This is a genomic window from Sphingomonas hankookensis (assembly GCF_001619955.1).
Taxonomy (GTDB): Bacteria; Pseudomonadota; Alphaproteobacteria; order Sphingomonadales; family Sphingomonadaceae; genus Sphingomonas; species Sphingomonas hankookensis_A.
The window spans coordinates 18,517-38,446 of sequence record NZ_LQQO01000010.1; the positions used below are offsets into that span (position 1 = coordinate 18,517).

General features: G+C 66.9%; 16 protein-coding genes. 13 read left to right on the top strand and 3 right to left on the bottom strand.

What is annotated here, in order from left to right:
• Positions 1 to 183: 183 nt before the first annotated feature.
• The 6 genes from smpB (at position 184) to AVT10_RS06920 (ending at position 7,985) form a co-directional block, all read left to right on the top strand.
• Positions 184 to 666, top strand: coding sequence for an SsrA-binding protein SmpB (gene smpB / locus AVT10_RS06895; protein WP_066689565.1), 483 nt, complete (start codon positions 184 to 186; stop codon positions 664 to 666).
• On the top strand, positions 659 to 1,240 hold the full coding sequence (locus AVT10_RS06900) for a DUF2062 domain-containing protein (protein WP_232307914.1): 582 nt from the start codon (positions 659 to 661) through the stop codon (positions 1,238 to 1,240). The genes smpB and AVT10_RS06900 overlap by 8 nt, the downstream gene beginning before the upstream one ends.
• Before the next feature lie 227 nt (positions 1,241 to 1,467).
• Entirely contained in the window at positions 1,468 to 3,531 is a 2,064-nt protein-coding gene (locus tag AVT10_RS06905; RefSeq protein WP_066689566.1) for a M13 family metallopeptidase, read from the top strand.
• Between the two features lie 404 nt (positions 3,532 to 3,935).
• The gene (locus AVT10_RS06910) at positions 3,936 to 6,323 is read left to right on the top strand and encodes an ATP-binding protein (protein ID WP_066689567.1); all 2,388 of its coding nucleotides are present in this window, start codon (positions 3,936 to 3,938) and stop codon (positions 6,321 to 6,323) included.
• 57 nt (positions 6,324 to 6,380) lie between these two features.
• Positions 6,381 to 6,734, top strand: coding sequence for a response regulator (locus AVT10_RS06915; RefSeq protein WP_066689568.1), 354 nt, complete (start codon positions 6,381 to 6,383; stop codon positions 6,732 to 6,734).
• A 63-nt stretch (positions 6,735 to 6,797) separates the two neighbouring features.
• Positions 6,798 to 7,985, top strand: coding sequence for a hypothetical protein (locus tag AVT10_RS06920; RefSeq protein WP_066689569.1), 1,188 nt, complete (start codon positions 6,798 to 6,800; stop codon positions 7,983 to 7,985).
• Between the two features lie 29 nt (positions 7,986 to 8,014).
• Here AVT10_RS06920 and AVT10_RS06925 read toward each other — a convergent pair whose 3' ends face one another.
• The gene (locus tag AVT10_RS06925) at positions 8,015 to 8,353 is read right to left on the bottom strand and encodes a hypothetical protein (RefSeq protein ID WP_066689570.1); all 339 of its coding nucleotides are present in this window, start codon (positions 8,351 to 8,353) and stop codon (positions 8,015 to 8,017) included.
• A gap of 349 nt (positions 8,354 to 8,702) precedes the next feature.
• Here AVT10_RS06925 and recA point away from each other — a divergent pair, with 349 nt between their 5' ends.
• Both recA and AVT10_RS06935 read left to right on the top strand, forming a co-directional pair.
• On the top strand, positions 8,703 to 9,797 hold the full coding sequence (recA, locus tag AVT10_RS06930) for a recombinase RecA (protein WP_198158514.1): 1,095 nt from the start codon (positions 8,703 to 8,705) through the stop codon (positions 9,795 to 9,797).
• Positions 9,798 to 10,014: 217 nt separating this feature from the next.
• Entirely contained in the window at positions 10,015 to 10,659 is a 645-nt protein-coding gene (locus AVT10_RS06935) for a glutathione S-transferase family protein (protein WP_066689571.1), read from the top strand.
• Here AVT10_RS06935 and AVT10_RS06940 read toward each other — a convergent pair.
• Both AVT10_RS06940 and AVT10_RS06945 read right to left on the bottom strand, forming a co-directional pair.
• A complete protein-coding gene (locus tag AVT10_RS06940; protein ID WP_066689572.1) occupies positions 10,650 to 11,384 on the bottom strand; it encodes an alpha/beta fold hydrolase in 735 nt (244 codons plus the stop codon). The two genes, AVT10_RS06935 and AVT10_RS06940, sit on opposite strands and share 10 nt — an antisense overlap.
• 87 nt (positions 11,385 to 11,471) lie before the next feature.
• On the bottom strand, positions 11,472 to 12,893 hold the full coding sequence (locus AVT10_RS06945; protein ID WP_066689573.1) for an aminotransferase-like domain-containing protein: 1,422 nt from the start codon (positions 12,891 to 12,893) through the stop codon (positions 11,472 to 11,474).
• A gap of 53 nt (positions 12,894 to 12,946) precedes the next feature.
• Between AVT10_RS06945 and AVT10_RS06950 the strand changes: the two genes are divergently transcribed.
• The 5 genes from AVT10_RS06950 to AVT10_RS06970 all read left to right on the top strand — a co-directional run bounded on the left by AVT10_RS06950 (position 12,947) and on the right by AVT10_RS06970 (position 19,897).
• The gene (locus tag AVT10_RS06950) at positions 12,947 to 15,706 is read left to right on the top strand and encodes a M16 family metallopeptidase (RefSeq protein WP_066689574.1); all 2,760 of its coding nucleotides are present in this window, start codon (positions 12,947 to 12,949) and stop codon (positions 15,704 to 15,706) included.
• 77 nt (positions 15,707 to 15,783) lie between these two features.
• Entirely contained in the window at positions 15,784 to 16,551 is a 768-nt protein-coding gene (locus tag AVT10_RS06955; RefSeq protein WP_164523860.1) for a Plug domain-containing protein, read from the top strand.
• Positions 16,521 to 17,357, top strand: a complete 837-nt coding sequence (locus AVT10_RS06960; RefSeq protein ID WP_066689576.1) for a hypothetical protein — start codon at positions 16,521 to 16,523, stop codon at positions 17,355 to 17,357. The genes AVT10_RS06955 and AVT10_RS06960 overlap by 31 nt, the downstream gene beginning before the upstream one ends.
• Positions 17,311 to 18,075 carry a TonB-dependent receptor domain-containing protein gene (locus tag AVT10_RS06965; RefSeq protein WP_066689577.1) on the top strand — a complete coding sequence of 255 codons (765 nt, stop codon included), beginning with the start codon at positions 17,311 to 17,313 and terminating at the stop codon, positions 18,073 to 18,075. Before AVT10_RS06960 ends, AVT10_RS06965 begins: the two co-directional genes overlap by 47 nt.
• A 19-nt stretch (positions 18,076 to 18,094) precedes the next feature.
• On the top strand, positions 18,095 to 19,897 hold the full coding sequence (locus tag AVT10_RS06970; RefSeq protein WP_232307915.1) for an ABC transporter ATP-binding protein/permease: 1,803 nt from the start codon (positions 18,095 to 18,097) through the stop codon (positions 19,895 to 19,897).
• Positions 19,898 to 19,930 lie beyond the last annotated feature (33 nt).

Below are 19,930 nucleotides of genomic sequence, written 5' to 3' on the forward strand. Positions count from 1 at the left end.
ATCCTCCCCGCTATGCGGGGAGGGGAACCAGCCGCAGGCTGGTGGAGGGGGGCCGCCGCACACACAACGGCAGCGTTCGCGGCCAACCCCCTCCACCCCCGCTTCGCCGCGGTCCCTCCCCGCGAGCGACGAGGAGCACGACGGACGCTTCCCTCCACGCCCCCGACACCCTATGTCCCGCCCATGAGCCGTCCGCGTCCCCAGTTGTTCGACAAGAAGAAGACCGTCGCCGAAAACCGCCGCGCGCGGTTCGATTACGAAATCGACACGGTCTACGAAGCCGGCATCGCGCTGACCGGGACCGAGGTGAAGTCGCTGCGCTTCGGCGAAGGGTCGATCACCGAAAGCTATGCCGATGTCCGCGACGGACAGGTGTGGCTGATCAATTCGAACATTCCCGAATTCAGCCACGGCAACCGCTTCAACCACGAACCGCGCCGCCCGCGTAAACTGCTGCTTCACGAACGCGAGATAAACAAGATGCACGGGGCGGTGGCGCGCGACGGCATGACGCTGATCGCGCTATCGGTGTATTTCAACGGAAAAGGGCGGGCGAAGGTCGAACTGGCACTGGCCAAGGGTCGCAAGAACCACGACAAGCGCGAACATATCAAGGAGCGGGACTGGAAGCGTGAACAGGGAAGGTTGCTCCGCGACCGTGGCTGATGCAGGCGGCGACGACGACCGGCGGCTGGGCAGCCGTGCGCTGCGCTGGGTCCGTGCGAACCTGCCGACCCGCGAATCGATCGAATCGATCCGCTTCCTGCGCCCCGTCGCGCACCGCGTCCTCGCCCCCGAACTCTGGCGCTTCACCCGCCGTTCGGTTCCCCGTGGCGTGGCACTCGGCATGTTCACCGGCATCCTGATCCCGCTGGGACAGATTCCCGCATCCGCCGTCCTTGCGCTTCCGCTGCGCGCAAACGTTCCGGCGGCGGCGCTGACCACCTTCTTCACCAACCCCATCACCACGCCGCTGCTGTTCATCCTCTACTACAAGGTGGGCGCCTGGCTGCTCCACATCGACCGCGTGGTGCCGGGCGACCCGATCGGCGACGCGGTCGCCGCACCGCCCGGCTGGCTCGAATGGCTGGTGGCAGAGGTCGGTCCGGCGACCGCGCTCGGCATGGTCGTATGCTCGGTCATCGGCGCGGTGCTGGGGTACGCGATCGCCGCGCTCGGCTGGCGGTGGTGGATCGCGGCGAAGTGGAAGCGGCGCGGGCATGGGCGATCCGCCATCTAACCCTCCGTTCGGTTCGAGCAGCTTCGAGCTTGTCGAGAAGCGTCCGTCGAGAACTGCTTGTTTGCGGCAACCCCTTCTCGACTTCGGTTCTCGACAGGCTCGAACCTGCGCTCGAAGCAAACGGATTGGGAAGGAGCAAGGGATCGCACCCAACCCAAGCTAGATATTGACGATCGATAAGCCCGGGTGCAGCATAACGTATCACCCGATACGAAGAGGCTTATTCGATGCGGCGTAGTTTCGTCCTCACCACCCTGCTTGCGGCGTCGGCCCTGTCGGCCTGCGCGACCACGCCGCCACCGCAAACCGGCAATGCCGATCCGATCGCGGTAACCGAAACCGCCGCCCCCGCGCCCAAGCCCGAGATCGGCGATTTCGGCTTCGACGTCGCCGGCATGGACCGCAGCGTGAAGCCCGGCGACAATTTCTACAAATATGCCAACGGCACCTGGGAAAAGATCACGCCGATCCCGGCCGACAAGTCGAACTACGGCATGTTCACCGCATTGGACGACCTGTCGAAGTCGCGCACCCGCGAACTGCTCGACGCGGCGAAGGGTGATCCCAATTCGAAGATCGGCGTCGCCTATGCCACCTATCTCGACCAGGCCGCGATCGAGGCGAAGGGGCTGGCCCCGATCCAGCCGTGGCTGACCGAGATCAAGGGGCTTTCGTCGAAGGCCGGCTATGCCGCGCTGGCGGCCAAGGCGTCGCAGGCCGGCGTCGGTGCGCCCTTCAGCGCCTATGTCGGCCCGGACGACAAGACCCCGACCGTCTATGCGCTGCAGACGTCGCAGGGCGGGCTCGGCATGCCCGACCGCGATTATTACCTGTCGACCGATGCGAAGCTGGTCGAACAGCGCAAGGCGTATCAGGCGCATCTCGCCAAGATGCTGACGCTGGCCGGCGAACCCAATGCCGCCGCCCGCGCTGCCGCGATCGTCGCGTTCGAGACGCAGATCGCCCGCGCGCACTGGACGCGGATCGAAAGCCGCGACGCGAACAAGACCTATAACAAGATGACCGTCGCCGACCTGCAGCGTCGCGCGCCGGGCTTCGACTTCGCGACCTATTTCCGCACGCTCGGTGCGAACACCCCCGACGTGATCGTCGCCCAGCCGACCGCCTTCACCGGCATGGCGAAGGTGATCGGCGCGGCGCCGCTCGCCGTGCTCAAGGACCAGCTGCTCGTCCGCTCGCTCGACGGGTTCGCCGGCGTCCTGCCGCAGGCGTTCGACCAGGAAAGCTTCACCTTCTACGGCACCGTCCTGTCGGGCACGCCGCAGCAGGAGGAGCGCTGGAAGCGCGCGGTCGACTTCACTTCGGAAGCGGTCGCCGACGATGTCAGCAAGGCCTATGTCGCCAAATTCTTCCCGCCCGCGACCAAGGCGGCGGCCGACGAACTGGTCCGCAACGTGACGGAGGCCATGGGGCGCCGGATCGACAATCTCGACTGGATGGCGCCGGAGACCAAGGCGAAGGCGCGGGCGAAGCTCGCCGCCTTCACGCCCAAGATCGGCTATCCCGACCGGTGGCGCGACATGAGCGACCTGACGATCACGCCGGGAGACGCCTTCGGCAACATGTTGCGCGCGAACCAGTGGCAGCAGCGCTACAACGTGCAGCATCTGGGCAAGCCGATCCAGAAGTGGGAATGGTTCATGACCCCCATGACCGTGAACGCGTACGCGAACCCGGTGATGAACGAGATCGTATTCCCCGCCGCGATCCTGCAGCCGCCCTTCTTCGATCCGAACGCCGATCCGGCGGTCAATTACGGCGCGATCGGCGCGGTGATCGGCCACGAGATCAGCCACCATTTCGACGATCAGGGCCGCAAATACGACGTCAATGGCAGCCTCACCGACTGGTGGACGCCGCAGGACGTGAAGCGCTTCGAGGAACGCACGGCGGCACTGGTCAAGCAGTATGACGCCTATGAACCGCTGCCCGGCCTGCATGTGAAGGGCGAACTGACGCTCGGCGAAAACATCGCCGACCTCGCCGGCCTGACCGCCGCGTGGGACGCCTATACCCATGCCTATCCGAACGATCAGAAGGTGATCGACGGCTTCGGCCCCGAACAGCGTTTCTACCTCGGCTGGGCGCAGGTGTGGCGGCGCAGCTACCGCGAGGCGAATCTGCGCCAGCGGCTGCTGACCGACCCGCACAGCCCCTCCGAACAGCGCGCCTGGGTCGTGCGCAACCTCGACCCCTGGTATCAGGGCTACAAGCCGGCGGCGGGCGAATATCTCTTCCTCGCCCCCGAACAGCGCGTCCGCATCTGGTAAGCGGACTGGCACGTTCCATGACCGTACCCCGGCGAAGGCCGGGGGCCAGTTACGGAACATGCGTTTGTTCCTCACGACCGTAACCCAACTGAACCCCGGCCTCCGCCGGAGTACGGGAATGGGGCGGGGCGATACCTCACCTCCCTCCGTCACCCCGGGCTTGACCCGGGGTCCCGCTTCTTATTCTCGACCGTCGAAAGAAAGCGGGACCCCGGATCAAGTCCGGGGTGACGAGATAGTGCGGCGATCCTGTCTTCCTCAAACCTCGTTCCGCCTGCCCGGGGGTACGGATAGCGAAGCGCACGCCCACACGACCCACCAAACCCTACCCGATCGCGCCCCTACGTCCGATCACCCGAACCGCCGCTTGACGCCGCCCCCCCAAGCGCCGCAACAGCTTCGACATGCTGTCGAAATCCCCGTCCGCCTCTTCGCCGGTCCTGCCGCTCGCCATCGCGCTGGTCGCCGGGGCCATCGCGGCCGGGATCATCCTGTGGACGATCGGCAGCCTGCCCGTGGCGATCGGCTTCGTCGCGGCGGCGGTCGTGTTGGCCGGCGTTGCGCTGGGCGTCCGCCACTGGACCGGATCGGCTGAAGCCACGGAGCCGGTGGTCGACTGGTCGCTGGCGCAGACGCTCGCCTCGGTCAGCCCGCACGCGCTCGCCGTCACCGACCGCGCCGGCCGCCTCGTCTGCGCCAACGACCGCTATGCCGCGCTGTTCGGCGGCTATCCGACTCCGCCCGGCGTGCTGGGCGATGGCGTCGATGCCAGCGCGCTGGCCGGCGCCGCCCGGTCGGCGTGGCGCGACGGCGATGCCAGGGTCACCGTGCGACAGGGCGACGCCCCGCTGGTCGCGACGCTCGCCCGCGCCGGGGAAGCGATGCTCGTCTGGCGTTTCGAAGGCGGACAGGCGATCGCCGAGGCGGTGACGATGCGCGCGATGATCGCGGGCGATGTCGGCGAACGGCTGGGCGGGGCGGGGGTGATGGTCGCGCTCCTGAGCGCCGATGGCCGTATCCGCGCCGCCAACCGCGTCTTCCGCGCCCGCGCCGTCGGCAACGAGGACGCCACGATCGAGGGCCGCGATTTCGCCCGTTTCCTCGTCACCGACAGCCGCGGCCGCGTCCGTTTCGAACGCGAAGGGCTGGGCGGCGACCCGCTTCGCATCGTGCAGGTGCCGTTCGTCGACGATCCCGACGGCCCGATGCTGGTCGCGATGCTGGACGAGGAAGAGGCGCCCGTCGGGCTGATGCCGATCGCCGCGCCGGGATCGGCGGCGCAGGTCCGCGCGCTCGTCTCGCTGCTGCCGGTCGGCATGGCGCTAGTCGATCGCGACGGCCGCTTCCTGCACATGAACGACGCCTTCGTCCGCGCGACCGGCGTCAATCCGGTCGCGCCGCCGCTCTATCCCGGCGACCTGGTGGTGCGCGAGGACAAGGCCGCGCTCGCCGATGCCGTCCGCCGCTTCGCCGGCGGGGCGCAGCACAGTGCCGACATGGCGGTCCGCCTCAACGACCGGTCGGAGGAGCCGATCGCGCTGTCGATCGCCGGTGCGCGCGGGCTGGGCGAAGCCGCCGTCGTCCTCTCGCTGCGCGATACCGGCGAGGAGGGCAAACTCAAGCGGCAGGTGGCGCAGGCGACCAAGATGCAGGCGGTCGGCCAGCTCGCCGGCGGCGTCGCGCATGATTTCAACAACATCCTGACCGCGATCATCGGCCATTGCGACCTGATGCTTATGCGCCATTCGCCCGGCGACAGCGACTATGACGACATCCAGCAGATCCGCGCCAATTCGAACCGCGCCGCCAGCCTGACCCGCCAGCTGCTCGCCTTCTCGCGCCAGCAGACGCTGCGCCCGCAGGTGCTGCAGCTGCCCGACGTGATTTCGGAGGTGTCGAACCTCCTGAAGCGCCTGCTCGGCGAGACCGTCCAGCTGGTCGTCAACCATGGTCGCGGGCTGGGCTCGGTCCGCGCCGATCCGGGCCAGCTCGAACAGGTCGTCGTCAACCTCGCGGTCAATGCCCGCGACGCGATGCTCTCGCAGGGCGGCAACCGCAACGTGCTGACCATCGAGACGCTGGCGACCAGCGCGCAGGAAGTCCGCGCGATGGACGACGACGTGCTGCCGGTCGGCGATTATGTGACGCTGAAGGTATCCGACACCGGCACCGGTATCCCCGCCGACGTGCTGCCCAAGATCTTCGAACCCTTCTTCACGACCAAGGAAGTGGGGAAGGGCACCGGCCTCGGCCTGTCGACCGTCTATGGCATCATCAAGCAGTCGGGCGGCTATATCTTTGCCGAATCGCGTCCGGGACAGGGGTCGACCTTCACCATCCACCTGCCGGTCCACGCCGCCGCCGCCGAACCGCCGCGCCTTGGCACCAATCCCAAGCTCAAGAGCGAGCCGACCGAGCCGGCCTGGGGATCGGGCACGATCCTGCTGGTCGAGGACGAGGACATGGTCCGCGCCATCGCCGAACGCGCGCTGGCGCGGCAGGGCTATACCGTCATGACCGCCGAACATGGCGAGGCCGCGCTCGAACTACTCGCCGACCGGCCGCATATCGACCTGCTGATCTCCGACGTCGTCATGCCGACGATGGACGGCCCGACGATGGTCCGCCATGTCCGCAAGGTCTATCCGACGCTGCCGATCCTGTTCATGTCGGGCTATGCCGAGGAACAGTTGCGACGGTCGATTGATCTGGATCAGGTTTCTTTCCTCCCGAAACCCTTTTCGGTACAGCAACTGGCGACGGCGGCGCGCGATGCGTTGGCAAAGTCCTGACCGGCGCGACGAAATCGGTTGCGGCGTTCCCGCTTTGACCGCTAAGGGTCGGCGCGTATGACGTCGCCTGCGCGTATCCTCCTGGTTGAGGACGAACCCCTGATCGCCATGATGCTCGAGGATTTCCTCGACATGCTCGGCCGCACCGTCGCCGGGACCGCCGACAGCGTGGCGTCCGCCGTGTCGGCGATCGACCAGGGTGGCATCGACGGCGCGATCCTCGACGTGCATCTGCGCGGCGGGGAAAAGAGCTGGCCGGTGGCGGACAAGCTGGCGGCGGCGGGCATCCCGTTCGTGCTGGCGACCGGCGGGTCGGGCGACACGATCGAACCGGCGCACCGCGACCGCCCGGTCCTGTCGAAGCCGTTCACGATGGACGCGGTCGAGCAGGCGCTGAACGACCTGGGGTGATCTGGGGCGTCGAGTTGGCGACGACCCATTGACACATCCTGGTGGGACAGCGAGCATGATACCATGCTGTCCTCGATCCTGCTGGTGGCCGCACAGACGACCGTCCCGCCTACAGTCGTTCCGACCGAAGAGATCGTCGTCGTCGGTCACCGCGCGACGGATGCACTGGCAGCCTGCCTGTCGCGCCAATGCCCGCCGGCCGAGGATGTAGAGGCTTCACTGCAAGCGTCGGTTGAGATGTTCTCCGGCGGACAATATGCCAAGGCCCGGCATACGCTGCTGCGGTCCATCGCGCGTAACCGCCGTCATGCCGCTCAACTGCCCGGACCGGTTTCCAGTCTGTATGCAACGCTCGCTACTGTCGCGGAACATGAGGGGTATCAGCGGGAATGGGTTTCCGCGTCGCGCAGCAACGTACAGGTTCTTCGCAAATATATGGGCGAGGACAACCCTTCGACATTGGTCGAGGAGATGGGCTTCGCCCGTGATCTGGTGGAAAACGGAAATGTCTCCACCGCATCCGGTATCCTGACCAAGGTTCAGCGCCTGGCGCTGAATACCGGAAAGAAGGATCTCGCAGCAGGAGCCACGTTCCGCCGGGCGTGGCTGGAAATGGGGTCGGGCAACGAGAAGCGCGCGATTCAACTGATGGACGAAGCCGTTGCGATCGCCGGCCCGGCCAACCGCGCCATGGCCGATCTGCGCGCGATATTCGTGGCGCGCATCGCCCTGCGCAAGGGGGATGCCGGTGCGATCGATGCGCTCGCCGCACGGCTCCGCCAGTCGGCTGTCGCCCGTCCGATGCTATTGTCTTCGCGACCGGTGGAGGACGTCAACGCCCCCGATGGTATGATTTCCAACGGGGCGGCGAATGGCGATATCGCATTGGCGGATGTGGGATACTGGATTCGGCCGGACGGACGAACCGCGGATGCGGAGATATTGACCCCGTCCGGACTGGGTCGATGGGAACGTGCCGTGCTGCAACAGGTCCGCGAACGGCGGTATATTCCGTTGGATGTACCCTCGGGGCATCCCGGCATTTACCGGATTGACCGTTTCACGATCCGATCGACCTTCAACTTCGTAACCGGTACGCGCATCGCGCAACGGTCGGGGCCGGCAACCACGCACATCGTCGACCTGACGGAGACCGAAGCGATGAGCGCCGCGCAGAAGCGCCGGGTCGCGGAGGCAGCCACGGCACCGGCAGCAGACCAGATCGCCCCGGTCGGCTCGCCGATGCAATAGGCGCCACGGCACGGGGGAAGAAGAGCCACTCAATGCTCCACCATCCCGCCCTCTGGCAGCCGCTCGCGCACTTCTGCCGCGATCGGCTGCACCAGGTTGCATTGTCGCGCCGACACGATCTTCGCGCCCCGCCGTACGACCAAGCCCGAGTCCGCCTTCGGATGGTTCAGCCCGTCCGCCCCGAACCCGGTCCGCACGATCCGATCGAACAGCGTGTAGGAATGACCCTTGTTGCGCGCGGTAACCTGCAACTCGCCCCCGCCCGAATAGCCGGTGCTCGCCCAGTACAGGTCGGACGCGACCAGTTCGATCCGCCCGGGTTGGCCATAGCGATAGACCGATGTCTTGCCCTGCGAACAAATCGACACGCGCTTGCGGCCGATCGTGCAGACGGCCAGCGGCGTTTCCGCTGGCGTGCAAAGCGAAGCGTCGCTGTCGTCAAGCGGTGTTCACGATGCCGGTAATGGCCCGGTCGCCGCAGTGGACAGCAGTCCGCCGATCCCAGTCGCCAGCGCCAGCCATGTCCGTGTCGTCATGTCGCTCTCCCTCCTTGGTGGCCCATCGTCTTTCTTGATGGCGGCACGGTCTACCAGCACCACGATCGCGTTTATCGCCGAAGCGAACAACTCTTGCGGAATGGGAACAAAACGAATACATGCAAATCCAACAAAGGCGCGTTGAACCCTCGACGCGGTTGCTCTACTCGAAAGGCTGGACATGGCGGCAAATCTGAAGGCGGTCGATAGCAAGATGGCGGCAGCGAACGACAAGGCGGCGGGCGAACGGCAAAAGGCGCTCGACGCCGCGCTGGCGCAGATCGACCGGGCATTCGGCAAGGGTTCGGCGATGAAGCTGGGCCAGAAGGAAGCGATGCAGGTCGAGGCGATCTCGACCGGGTCGCTCGGCCTCGACATCGCACTCGGCGTCGGCGGCCTTCCGCGCGGGCGCGTGATCGAAGTGTACGGGCCGGAAAGCTCGGGCAAGACGACGCTCGCGCTGCATGTGATCGCCGAGGCGCAGAAGAATGGCGGCACCGCCGCGTTCGTCGACGCCGAACACGCGCTCGACCCGGTCTATGCGAAGAAGCTGGGCGTCAACATCGACGAACTGATCGTGTCGCAGCCCGATACCGGCGAACAGGCGCTCGAAATCACCGATACGCTGGTCCGTTCGAACGCGATCGACGTGCTGGTGGTTGATTCGGTCGCAGCGCTCGTGCCGCGCGCGGAAATCGAGGGCGAGATGGGCGACAGCCATGTCGGCCTGCAGGCGCGCCTGATGTCGCAGAGCTTGCGCAAGCTGACCGGATCGATCAGCCGTTCGCGCTGCATGGTGATCTTCATCAACCAGCTGCGCATGAAGATCGGCGTGATGTACGGCAACCCGGAAACCACGACCGGCGGCAACGCGCTGAAATTCTACGCCTCGGTCCGGCTCGACATCCGTCGCACCGGCCAGATCAAGGACCGTGACGAGATCATCGGCAACGCGACCCGCGTGAAGGTGGTGAAGAACAAGGTCGCGCCTCCGTTCAAGCAGGTCGAATTCGACATCATGTACGGGCAGGGTATCTCGAAGATCGGCGAGATCCTCGACCTGGGCGTGAAGGCCGGCCTCGTCGAGAAATCGGGCGCGTGGTTCAGCTATGACAGCGTGCGGATCGGGCAGGGGCGTGAGAACGCCAAGACCTTCCTGACCGAACATCCGGAACTGCGCGACAAGCTGGAGGCCTCGATCCGGCAGCGGACCGAAAAGGTGGCCGAGGAAATGATGACCGGTCCCGATGCCGAGGATGGCGACGACGACATGTGAACCAACATCGGGCGGCCAAGGTGCCGCCCGATGGCTGTTTGTGGCAGGCTAAGTAGTTGTAAAATAGCTTTATTTGCGCAGGGGCGGGGACGCCGCAAACATACGAAATCCGTAACCTTCGCCAACTTCCGCGCCGCCGTTCGTCCGATCCGCTGCAACCGATCGCGGCCTGTCGCATTGCCTGCCTCATGTTCCGCAACGCCTTGGGAATTCAGCGATGATCGTCGTCCACCACCTCGAAAATTCCCGGTCGCAGCGGGTGCTCTGGCTGCTGGAGGAACTGGGCCTTCCCTATGCGGTGAAGCGCTATGAGCGGAACAAGGCGACGATGCTCGCACCGCCGGAACTGCGCCGCGTCCATCCGCTGGGCAAGTCGCCGGTGATCGAAGACAGCGACGCCGGCAGCGCCGGGGGATCGCTGGTCGTCGCCGAAACCGGGGCGATCGTCGAATATCTGGTCGAAAAGGCCGATGGCCGGCTGGGCATGCCCGTGCATCGCCGCAACGCGCTGCACTACCGCCATTTCCTGCACTATGCCGAAGGCTCGCTGATGCCGCCGCTGCTGGTCAAGCTGGTGCTCGGCCGCGTGCCGTTGCTGGGCAAGGCCGCGCAGAAGAAGGTGCAGCCGATGATCGACGTCCATCTCGACTATGTCGAACAGCACCTCGCCAGCCATGACTGGTTCGCCGGCGACGCGATGACCGCCGCCGACGTGATGATGAGCTTCCCGCTGGAGGCCGCCCGCAATCGCGCCGGGCTCGACGGTTCGCGCCCGCACATCATCGCCTGGCTCGACCGCATCCATGCTCGCCCGGCCTATCGCGCCGCGCTCGCCGCCGGCGGGGCCTATGCCTATGCCTGATCGGCTCGGCGGACATGATCCGCGATCAGCGCCGCCAGCCGGTCCGGCTGTTCGTAGGGGATGAGGTGCGCGGCGTCCGCCACCACCTCGACCCGGCCATCGGGATAATGCGGCAGGTTCAGCCGCCGCTGCGCCGCCTCGCCCAGATCGCCGTCCTCCGCCCCCGCGACGATCAGCGCCGGCACCCCGATGCGACCGACCCGTTCGCGCCAGTCCTCGCGGCTGCCATGCTCCAGCCACCCGGTCCATGCCGCCGCCCGGGCATGCCGCACGTCCGCAACCGCCTGTTCCCGCAGCACCGGCGGTAGCGGCGCGGCGCAGTTGGCATCGACGAACGCCGCCGCATCCTCCTGCGATATGCTGCCGTCCGCGAACCACTCGATCATCCGCGCCCGCCGCGCCTCGTCGATCGGTTCGGGCGCCGGCGGCGAAGCGGCGACCAGCACGACCCCGGCCACCGCCGGCCCCTCCTGCGCCGCGACGATCGTCGCGATCTTGCCGCCCATGCTGTGCCCCACCAGCACACACCGTCCGGCATCGGCCACCACCGGCCGCACCGCCGCGACCATGCCCGCCACGTCCCCGCCGCCGCGATCCGCCGCCGATCCGAAACCCGGCAGGTCGAGCGCGATCGATGGAACATCCCCCAGCCGCTCCCGCACCAATCGCCACGATCGCGCGCGCATGCCCAGCGCATGCAGGAAGATCAGGGTGGGGCGGGACATGGCAACTCGCGGCAGAGGGATCGGACCCGACCTCAAACCGCTATCGCGCCGGCGGTTCCGTCACGGGCGCCCCGCAACCGCGACCGGCTACGCCTGCAGGCAGGCCGCCAGCGTTTCGATCGCAAGGGGCGTCGTCGTCGTGACGTTGAAGCGCATATAGGCATTGTCGCTCTTCCCCAGCGAGAAATGCGATCCCGGCGCGGTCAGGAAACCGTGCTTCAGCATCGTCCGCGCGACCTCGATCCCGCTTCGCTCCGGCCCCAGCTCGGCCCACAGGAACATTCCCCCGCCCGCCGGCGCGACAGTGCAGGATGCCGCCGCCAACGCGTGCCGGAGGGTGGTGGCGCGCTGGGCGAGCGCGGTGCGGATGCGCTCGCAGCGCCGGCGATACAGGCCGTCGCTCAGGAACCGGTACAGGACGCGCTCCTGGGTCAGCATGTTGCCAAGCCCCTGGACCGGTCGGAACAGTCGCAACAGCTTCATCCGCGCCTCGTTCGCGACGATGAAGCCGGCGCCGACCTCGGGCGCCAGCACGTGCGACGACCCACCGACATGGATCACATGGTCCAACTGGTCGAGGACCGCCAACGGCACCACCGGCCGCCCGCCCGATGAGGGCGACAGGTCGGCATAGCTCGCATCGTCGACCAGCATCATGTCGAACTCGGCGGCGATCTCGATCAGCTTGCGCGCCTTGTGCAGCGAGATCGAACTGCTCGTCGGATTGTGCAGCACCGACGTCAGCAGGAACATCGCCGGTCGATAGCGCTCGCACAGCAGGCGCAGCACGTCGAGGTCCGGCCCGTCCGCCTCGCGCGGTACGCGCATGATCTCGGCACCCTGGGCCAGCAGGACCGATGTATGGATGAACGATGCGGGGTCCTCGACCAGCGCGAACGCACGCGGCCGGATGAAGGCGCGGATGACGAGGGTCAGTCCCGCCACGCACCCCGGAACGGTCATGATCGACGACAGCGCAGCATCGATCCCGTCGATCCGCAGCTTGTTCTGCACCTGCTCGCGCAGCGGCAGATAGCCGGCCGGATCGCCATAGCTGCCCAGGCGATAGCCGCCCGACGCGACACCCCGCACGACCCGATGCAGCTCGTCGAGCGACCCGTCGTCGTGCGACAACACGCCGCTGCCGGGGCAGCGATCGGGTGGCAGGCTGGAATGAATGAGCTGGAACGGCTCCAAGTCGACCGTCGGCCGCGCCGCGCTGTCCCCGACCGGCCGCGGGGCCGGGGCCGCGACGTAGAATCCCGCGCCCCGGCGGGCATGGAGATGTCCGCCGGCAACCAGCTTGTCATAGCCGCGTTGTACCGTGTCGCGACTGACCCCATATTCGGCTGCCATCGCGCGGATCGAGGGAAGCCGCTGATCGGGGATTAGCCTGCCGTCGCCGATGCTCGCTGCGATGGCGCGGACGATGCGCTCCACCTGGCCCGTCTCCGGTACGGATGCCGCGTCGAAATTGTCCTTGTCGTTCGGGTAGGACAGGCTGGTCATCTTTTCCGACTTTGGCCTGAAGCAAACCGGCCCGCAATCGGTAATGTCGGGGGATGGCAGCTTCCTTTCCGTTTATTGCGCTGATCGCCGCTTCGATGGGCGGATGGGTCGCGGCACCGGCGCCGCAACCGCGCGCAGGGGTGGCAAGGCCACCGGTAAAGGCGCCTGCTGTCCCGCAACGGGCGATTACCGATCCGATCACCCGGTTCACGCTGGCGAACGGCCTGACGGTCGTGGTGCAGACCAATCGTCGCGTCCCGCTGATCACCGCGACGCTGGTCTACAATGTCGGGTCGAAGGACGAGAAGCCGGGACAGCACGGCTATGCCCATCTGTTCGAACATCTGATGCTCGACGGCAGCGAGCATTGGAACCGGCATTCCTTCGACTCGCTGCGCGATCTCGGCGCCTCCGACTATAACGCGGTCACCAACCAGGACGAAACCCGCTTCTACGAGACGTTTCCGAGCGCGGCGCTGGAACGGGTGCTGTTCCTCGAAGCCGACCGCATGGGCCATATCGGGGGGGCGCTGACCGCCGATCGCGTCCGGCGCGAGGTCGGCGTAGTCCTGAACGAAAAGCGCCAGCGCGCTGCCCGGCCCGACGGCACCACCGACGCGATCAGCTTTGCCGACCTCTATCCCGCCGACCATCCCTATCGTCACAGCACGATCGGGGAGGAAGCGGATCTGAACGCCGTCACCGTGGAGGCGGCGCGGCAATGGTTCGACCGCTTCTACGGTCCCTCGAACGCCACGCTGATCCTGGCCGGCGACGTGACCGGCGACGACGCGCGGCGGCTGGTCGAGAAGTATTTCGGCGGTTTGGCGCCCCGGCTGCCGCTCGACCGGCTGCTGACGCGAAGCGTGCCGCTGGCCGGCGCGGTGCGGCGCGAAATCCATCGCGTCGTGCCGAGGGGGCGCATCGACGCGACCTACATCGCCCCGCCGCAAGGATCGCCGGACATCGCGTCGTTCGACCTCACGGCCCATATCATGGCGGCGGGTGCCCGCTCGCGCCTCAACCGGCGGCTGGTCGAGCAGCTGGGCATCGCCAACGGCGTCTTTCCGACGTTCGAGGAAGGGCAATTGTCGAGCCGCATGGGGTTCGTGGTCGACGGCATTCCCGCGGAGCAGATGGTGCGGGCGGAGGCGGAGATCGACGCGGTCATCGCGGAGTACGCGGCGAACGGTCCGACGCCGGCGGAACTGGCGGCGGCCCAGGCGGCGCGCATCCAATATATGGTCGGGTTGCAGGGCAGCACGTCGGGCAAGGCATTCCTGCTGGCGCGGGCGGCGGGGCAGACGGCCGATCCCAACTATGCCGAAACCTATTTCCGCCAGCTGCGAGAGGCTACGCCCGATAGGGTGCGCAAGGCTGTCGCGCCGGTCTATGGCGGCCCTGGCTATCGGCTGATCGCACGGCCGAAGCCGCAATTGCGGGCGGTGAGCGGCGGCTACGACCTGACCCGGGGGGCGCCACCGATGGGGCCGATGGCGCCGATCGTCTTTCCGGCGGTGGAGCGGGTGCAGCTGTTCAACGGATTGCAGGTCTTGCTGGTGCCGCGTCCGGGATCGATGACCGATGTCGTGCGCCTGCGCTTCGACGATGCCGGTTTCGCGGGGCCGTCGCGACAGATCGCCTCGCTGGCGTTCGACCTGCTGGCCGGGACGCAGACAACCCCGGACCAGCGCGCCCGCGCCGAACGGGCGGAGCGGCTGAACAGCCGGTTCGGCGCGATGGTCGAGCCCGATCATGCCGATCTGACGATGAACTGGAGCGCGGCGGAACGGACGCACGGCATCGCCTTGCTCGGCGATCTGCTGACGAAGCCCGACCTGACGCCGGAAGCGGTCGCTGCCGCCAAGCAGGCGCGAACGGCGAAATTGCGGGAAGCACAGTCGAACGGCAACGCCCTTGCCGAACGCGCCCTCAATGCGGCGTTGTATGGCGAGGGGCATCCTCTTGCGGGTGGTCAACCGGTCGGGGGGATCGATGCGGGGCAGGTGCGCGAATGGGTTCGCGGGCATGTCCGGCCCGATCGTGCGACGCTGTATGTCGCGGCAGACACGACCATGGCGACGCTGCGACCGCTGCTGGAGGCGGCGCTGACCGGCTGGACCGCGATCGGGCCTGCCGCGCCGACCCCGGAAATGCCACCCGCACGAGGCGCTCCGACGCCGTCGCTGACCGTCATCGACCAGCCCGAAGCGTCGCAGACCTATATCATGGCGGGCCGCCTCCTGCCGCGTGCAGAACGGCCGGACGGGATCGATGCGACGGCGGCGTGGGCCGCGAACGAAGTCTATGGCGGCAATCCGACCGCCCGGATCGGCAGCAACCTGCGGGTCGACAAGGGCTGGACCTACGGGATTGGGTCCGGGCTGTACGCCACCCGTGGCGAGCGGCATTGGATTTTGGCCGGCACGGTCGAGCGCGATCACAGCGGCGATGCGGTGGCCGAACTCATCAAGGAGATGCGCGGCCTGACCGGCGACCGTCCGCCGGAGCAGGCGGAGCTCGACCGTATCGCATCGGCCGCCGCGAACCAGAACGCCGCCAGGCTGGAGGGGGACAGCGACCTGTTGGCGGCGATGGCCGATGCGCAGTCGGACGGGCTGCCCCATGACGATGTCGTGCGGCAGCCGGCGCGGCTGCGCGCACTGACGCTCGAGCAGCTGCGCGCGGCCTCCGCCCTGCTGGCGGACCCGGACAAGGTTCATTGGGTTCTGGTCGGCGACTGGCAGCGCATCCGCGACCAGTTCGCCCGCATGAAGCTCGGGACGCCGGTCGTCGTCCCGTTGGGGCCATAGCGTCGAAATTGCCCGGTGGGTCGCGGGGCGGCGATGCCGGACAAGGCAAACCTTCATCAAAAAGGGGGATGGGGAACATGGGGAAACATCATATCGCTGCCGCAAGCCTGCTGGCACTCGCCACCGCCGCCGTGCCGGGAACGGCATTGGCGCAGGCAAAGACGCAATCGCAGCCGGCGATGCCGCTGGGCGACGCCTTGCAACGGATCGCAGCGGAATGGGGCTCACCGCTGAACATCGATCCGGACGCGATCCGCGGGCTGACCGCACGCCCGGTGCAGAATGCGCAGTCGGAGCGCGATGCGGTCGCGCAGGCGACGCGCGGGCTGCCGGTGGCGATCGACGTCAATGACGCGGGCGTCATCACCGTCCTGAACGACGTCGTCGTCATCGCCCGGCCGAACGAGGCGGAAACCAGCGTGCTGGTGCGCGGGTCGACCAGCTCCTCGCGCCTCGGCCAGTCGCTGCGCGATCAGCCGCGCAACACGCAGGTCATCTCCGCCAAGCTGCTGGAGCGGCAACAGGCACAGACCCTGTCCGAAGCGCTGAGCAATGCCGGCGGCGTCGTCGTGAACAGCGCGACCGTGCAGGGCGGTGTCAGCTTCACCGTGCGCGGGTTCGATTCCAACGGGGCGGTCAACGGCCTGCCGTCGTCGTCCAGCGCGATGTTCGCGGCGGGTTCGACGCTGCCGCTGGCGAATGTCGAGCGGATCGAGGTGCTGAAAGGCCCGACGCGATCCTGCTGGGCGGCGACAATCTGGGCGGAACGATCAATATCGTCACCAAGAAGCCCAATGCCGAGGAACGGCTGTATGTGTCGAGCGATGTCGGATCGTTCGGGCTGATCCGCGGGACGCTCGACGCCAATCGCGCGATCTCCGGCGACAATCGCTTCAGCGCACGCATCGTCGCGACGGCGGCGACCGCCGACCGCAATTTCGGCGGCTATCGCGGGACGGAGGATTATCTGTTCGCGCCCGGCCTGCGGTACAAGAACGGCAGCACCGACATCATCGTGTCGGCGACGCTGGGCAACCAGATCTTTGGCATGCCGCCCTACACCGTGCTGAACACCGCCACCGGCAAGCCGTTCGACGTCGCGTTCGACCGCCCGCTCGTCGGCGGCAAGGATCAGGGCGTCCAGATCGAAACGACGCAGTTCAATGCGGAGATCACCCAGAAGCTGACCGATTGGCTGACCGTCGTCGGCCGTGCCCAGCATCAGAAGATCAATTTCGCGCTGGCGCAATATTCGCCGTTCGTCGTTCTCGACAATTCGGGCGTGTTGCTGATTTCGACCGGCGGTACGCGTCAGACGTCGAAGAACGATGCCTTCGACACGTTCGCGCGGATCACGTTCGATACCGGCCCGCTGTCGCACAAGCTGGTCGGAGGCATGACCCAGGTCGATGCGACGGTCGATTCGATCTATGCCAGCGACGGCAACATGTTCCCGTACAATTTCCTGATGCCGGAACCGCTGCCGCCGCTGGCGGTGAACTTCAACGCGACCGCCACGTCGATCATGAAGCAGCGCGGCTATTACGGCCAGTATCTGGTGGGGATCGGGCCGATCCACCTGACAGCCGGGCTGCGCCGCAGAGATGAAGTCGCGCTCGATCTTCAATGGGGTTCCGGCCCGGCCCTATGAAGGCGGCAAGACGGTTCCGAACTATGGCGCGGTCGTCGATATCACCGACCATTTCTCGGTCTTCGGCACGCTGGCCTATGGCTATATCCAGAATTTCCTGACCGACCGTTTCCGCAACCGCCTGCCCGACAATCAGACGCGCAACGCGGAAACCGGCATCAAATGGGACCTGTTCGACGAACGCGTCCTGCTCAACGCATCGTGGTTCAGCATCCGACAGACCAATTTGCTGGTCCCCGATCCGGTCAATCGCCGGTTCCAGGTCGCGATCCCCGGTCAGCTGGGGCAGGGGATCGACGTGAACCTGACCGGCAATCCCATCCCGGGGCTGTCGCTGTCCGCTGCCTTCACCCGGACCAAATACCGCTTCCTCGTGCCGTCGGCGGTGCTGGGCGACACCGTCAACGGCCAGCCGCGCGACGTGTACAGCCTGTACGGATCGTATGAGCACAAGATCGGCGAGCGGGCGAAGGCCGGTATCGGCGTGCAGGTCGCCGGACAGTCGAGTTCGGCGATCGACATGTTCGACCGCTATCGCACGCCGGGTGCGGTCCTTGCGCATCTCAACGGCTTCCTGTCGGTCGGCGATCTTGACATCAACATCGGCGTGCGAAACCTGTTCGATCGCGGCACGTACCAGCCGACGCGCTTCACCAATTATCTTCCGCTGGGGGAGACGCGGACCTGGCGCCTGACGGTCGGTTACCGTTTTTTCTGATCGACAGGGCCCCTGACGCATGATGCCGCAACCCACGCAGAGCGGGGAGGTCCGTCGCGAGACGGGCCTTGCCCCACCCCAGGACGCTACCGCACGGTGGCGCGATGCGTGGCGGCTGGTCAGCGGCTATTGTCGGTCGCCGGACTGGAAATTCGCGTGGTTCGCCCTGATCACGCTGCTGTTCTTCCAGTTCGGCACCGCCTTCATCCTGCTGCGCACCAACCAGTGGCAGCGGCAGTTCTTCGACGCGATCGAACAGCGCGACCAGGCACAGCTGGTCCCGCTGATGATCGTGTTCCTCGCCATCATGGCGATGCAGGTCGCGATGATCCTGACCGAGAACCTGATCGACGGGCTGCTGTCGATCCGCTGGCGGACCTATCTGACGCGCGACTATCTCGATCGCTGGATGCGCCGCAATCGCTATGCGGAGATCGAACGGCTGCGGATCATCGACAATCCCGACCAGCGTATCGCCGACGACCTGAACAACATCACCGCGGCGGTCGGCATGTCGGTCGGCGTGCTGCACATCGCGCTGCGCCTGCTCGGATCGATCGTCAGCGGCGTCACCTTTGCAATGATCCTGCTCGAAACCGCGCCGCCGATCGAGTTTTCGCTGGGCGGCAACGCCTTTTCGATTCCCGGCAGCACGGTGTGGTACGCCGTCGCCTATGCGCTGATCGGATCGTATCTGACGGCCAAGATCGGCCAACCCTTCGTCCGGGCGATGATGCGCCAGCAGCACCGCGAAGCCGATTTCCGCTCCGGCCTGATCCATGTCCGGCGCAATGCCGCGCAGATCGGGCTGGCCGGCGCGGTCGCGACCGAACGGCAGGCGATGGAACGGTCGTTCGACGCGGCGCGCCTGAACTTTCGATCGGTGATCTACAGTTCGCTCGGACTGACCGGCGCCAGCAGCATCTATGACCGGATGGGCACGGTGCTGCCGCTGTTCATCATGGTGCCGACCTATTTCGCCGGCGGCATGAGTTTCGGGCAGCTGATGGCCGGGCGCGATGCCTTCGCGCAGCTGGGCATGCAGCTCGGCTATTTCGTCAAAAGCTATCAGCTGATCGGTCAGCAGGTCAGCTATTTCAACCGTATCAAGGGGCTGGACGACGCGCTGGACGAAGCCGGTCCGGTCGGGATCGCGGTCGGTGCGGGAACGGCGCCGGGCATCGTCCTGACGACGCAAGGCCTTGCGCTGCGCCGCCCGCACGGCGAACCGATGGTGACGATCGGCGACTGGTCGGTCCGCACCGGCGAACGCTGGGCGCTGCGCGGTCCGTCGGGCGCGGGCAAGTCGACGCTGGTGCGTGCCCTTGCCGGCCTGTGGCCCGATGGCCATGGCAGCGTCGCGCTGGCGAACGATCGCCGGGTGATGTTCGTGCCGCAGCGGCTCTACTTGCCGCTCGGGACGCTGAAGGCCGCGGTCTGCTTTCCCGACCGGCCGGAGGAGCATGACGACGGCGTGGTCCAGGCGCTGCTGCGCCGCGTGCGGCTGGGCAATCTGACCGATCAGATCCATGCCGTGCGGCTGTGGCAGGAGGAGCTGTCGCCGGGCGAGCAGCAGCGGATCGCGCTGGCCCGCATCCTGCTGCATCGCCCCGACGTGCTGGTGCTCGACGAAGCGACCAGCGCGCTCGACGCCGACAATACCCGCAATTTCTACGACAGCGTGGCCGGTGAAATCCCGGGCGCGACGATCATCAGCGTCATCCATGACGAAACGCTGCTGAAGCACCACACCCACAGTCTCACCATCGTCGACGGACAGGCGCAGGCCGCCGCCATCGAGCAACCCACCGGGCACGGCTGACGCCGCGCCCGGACGGCGCGGCCATGCCGCAAA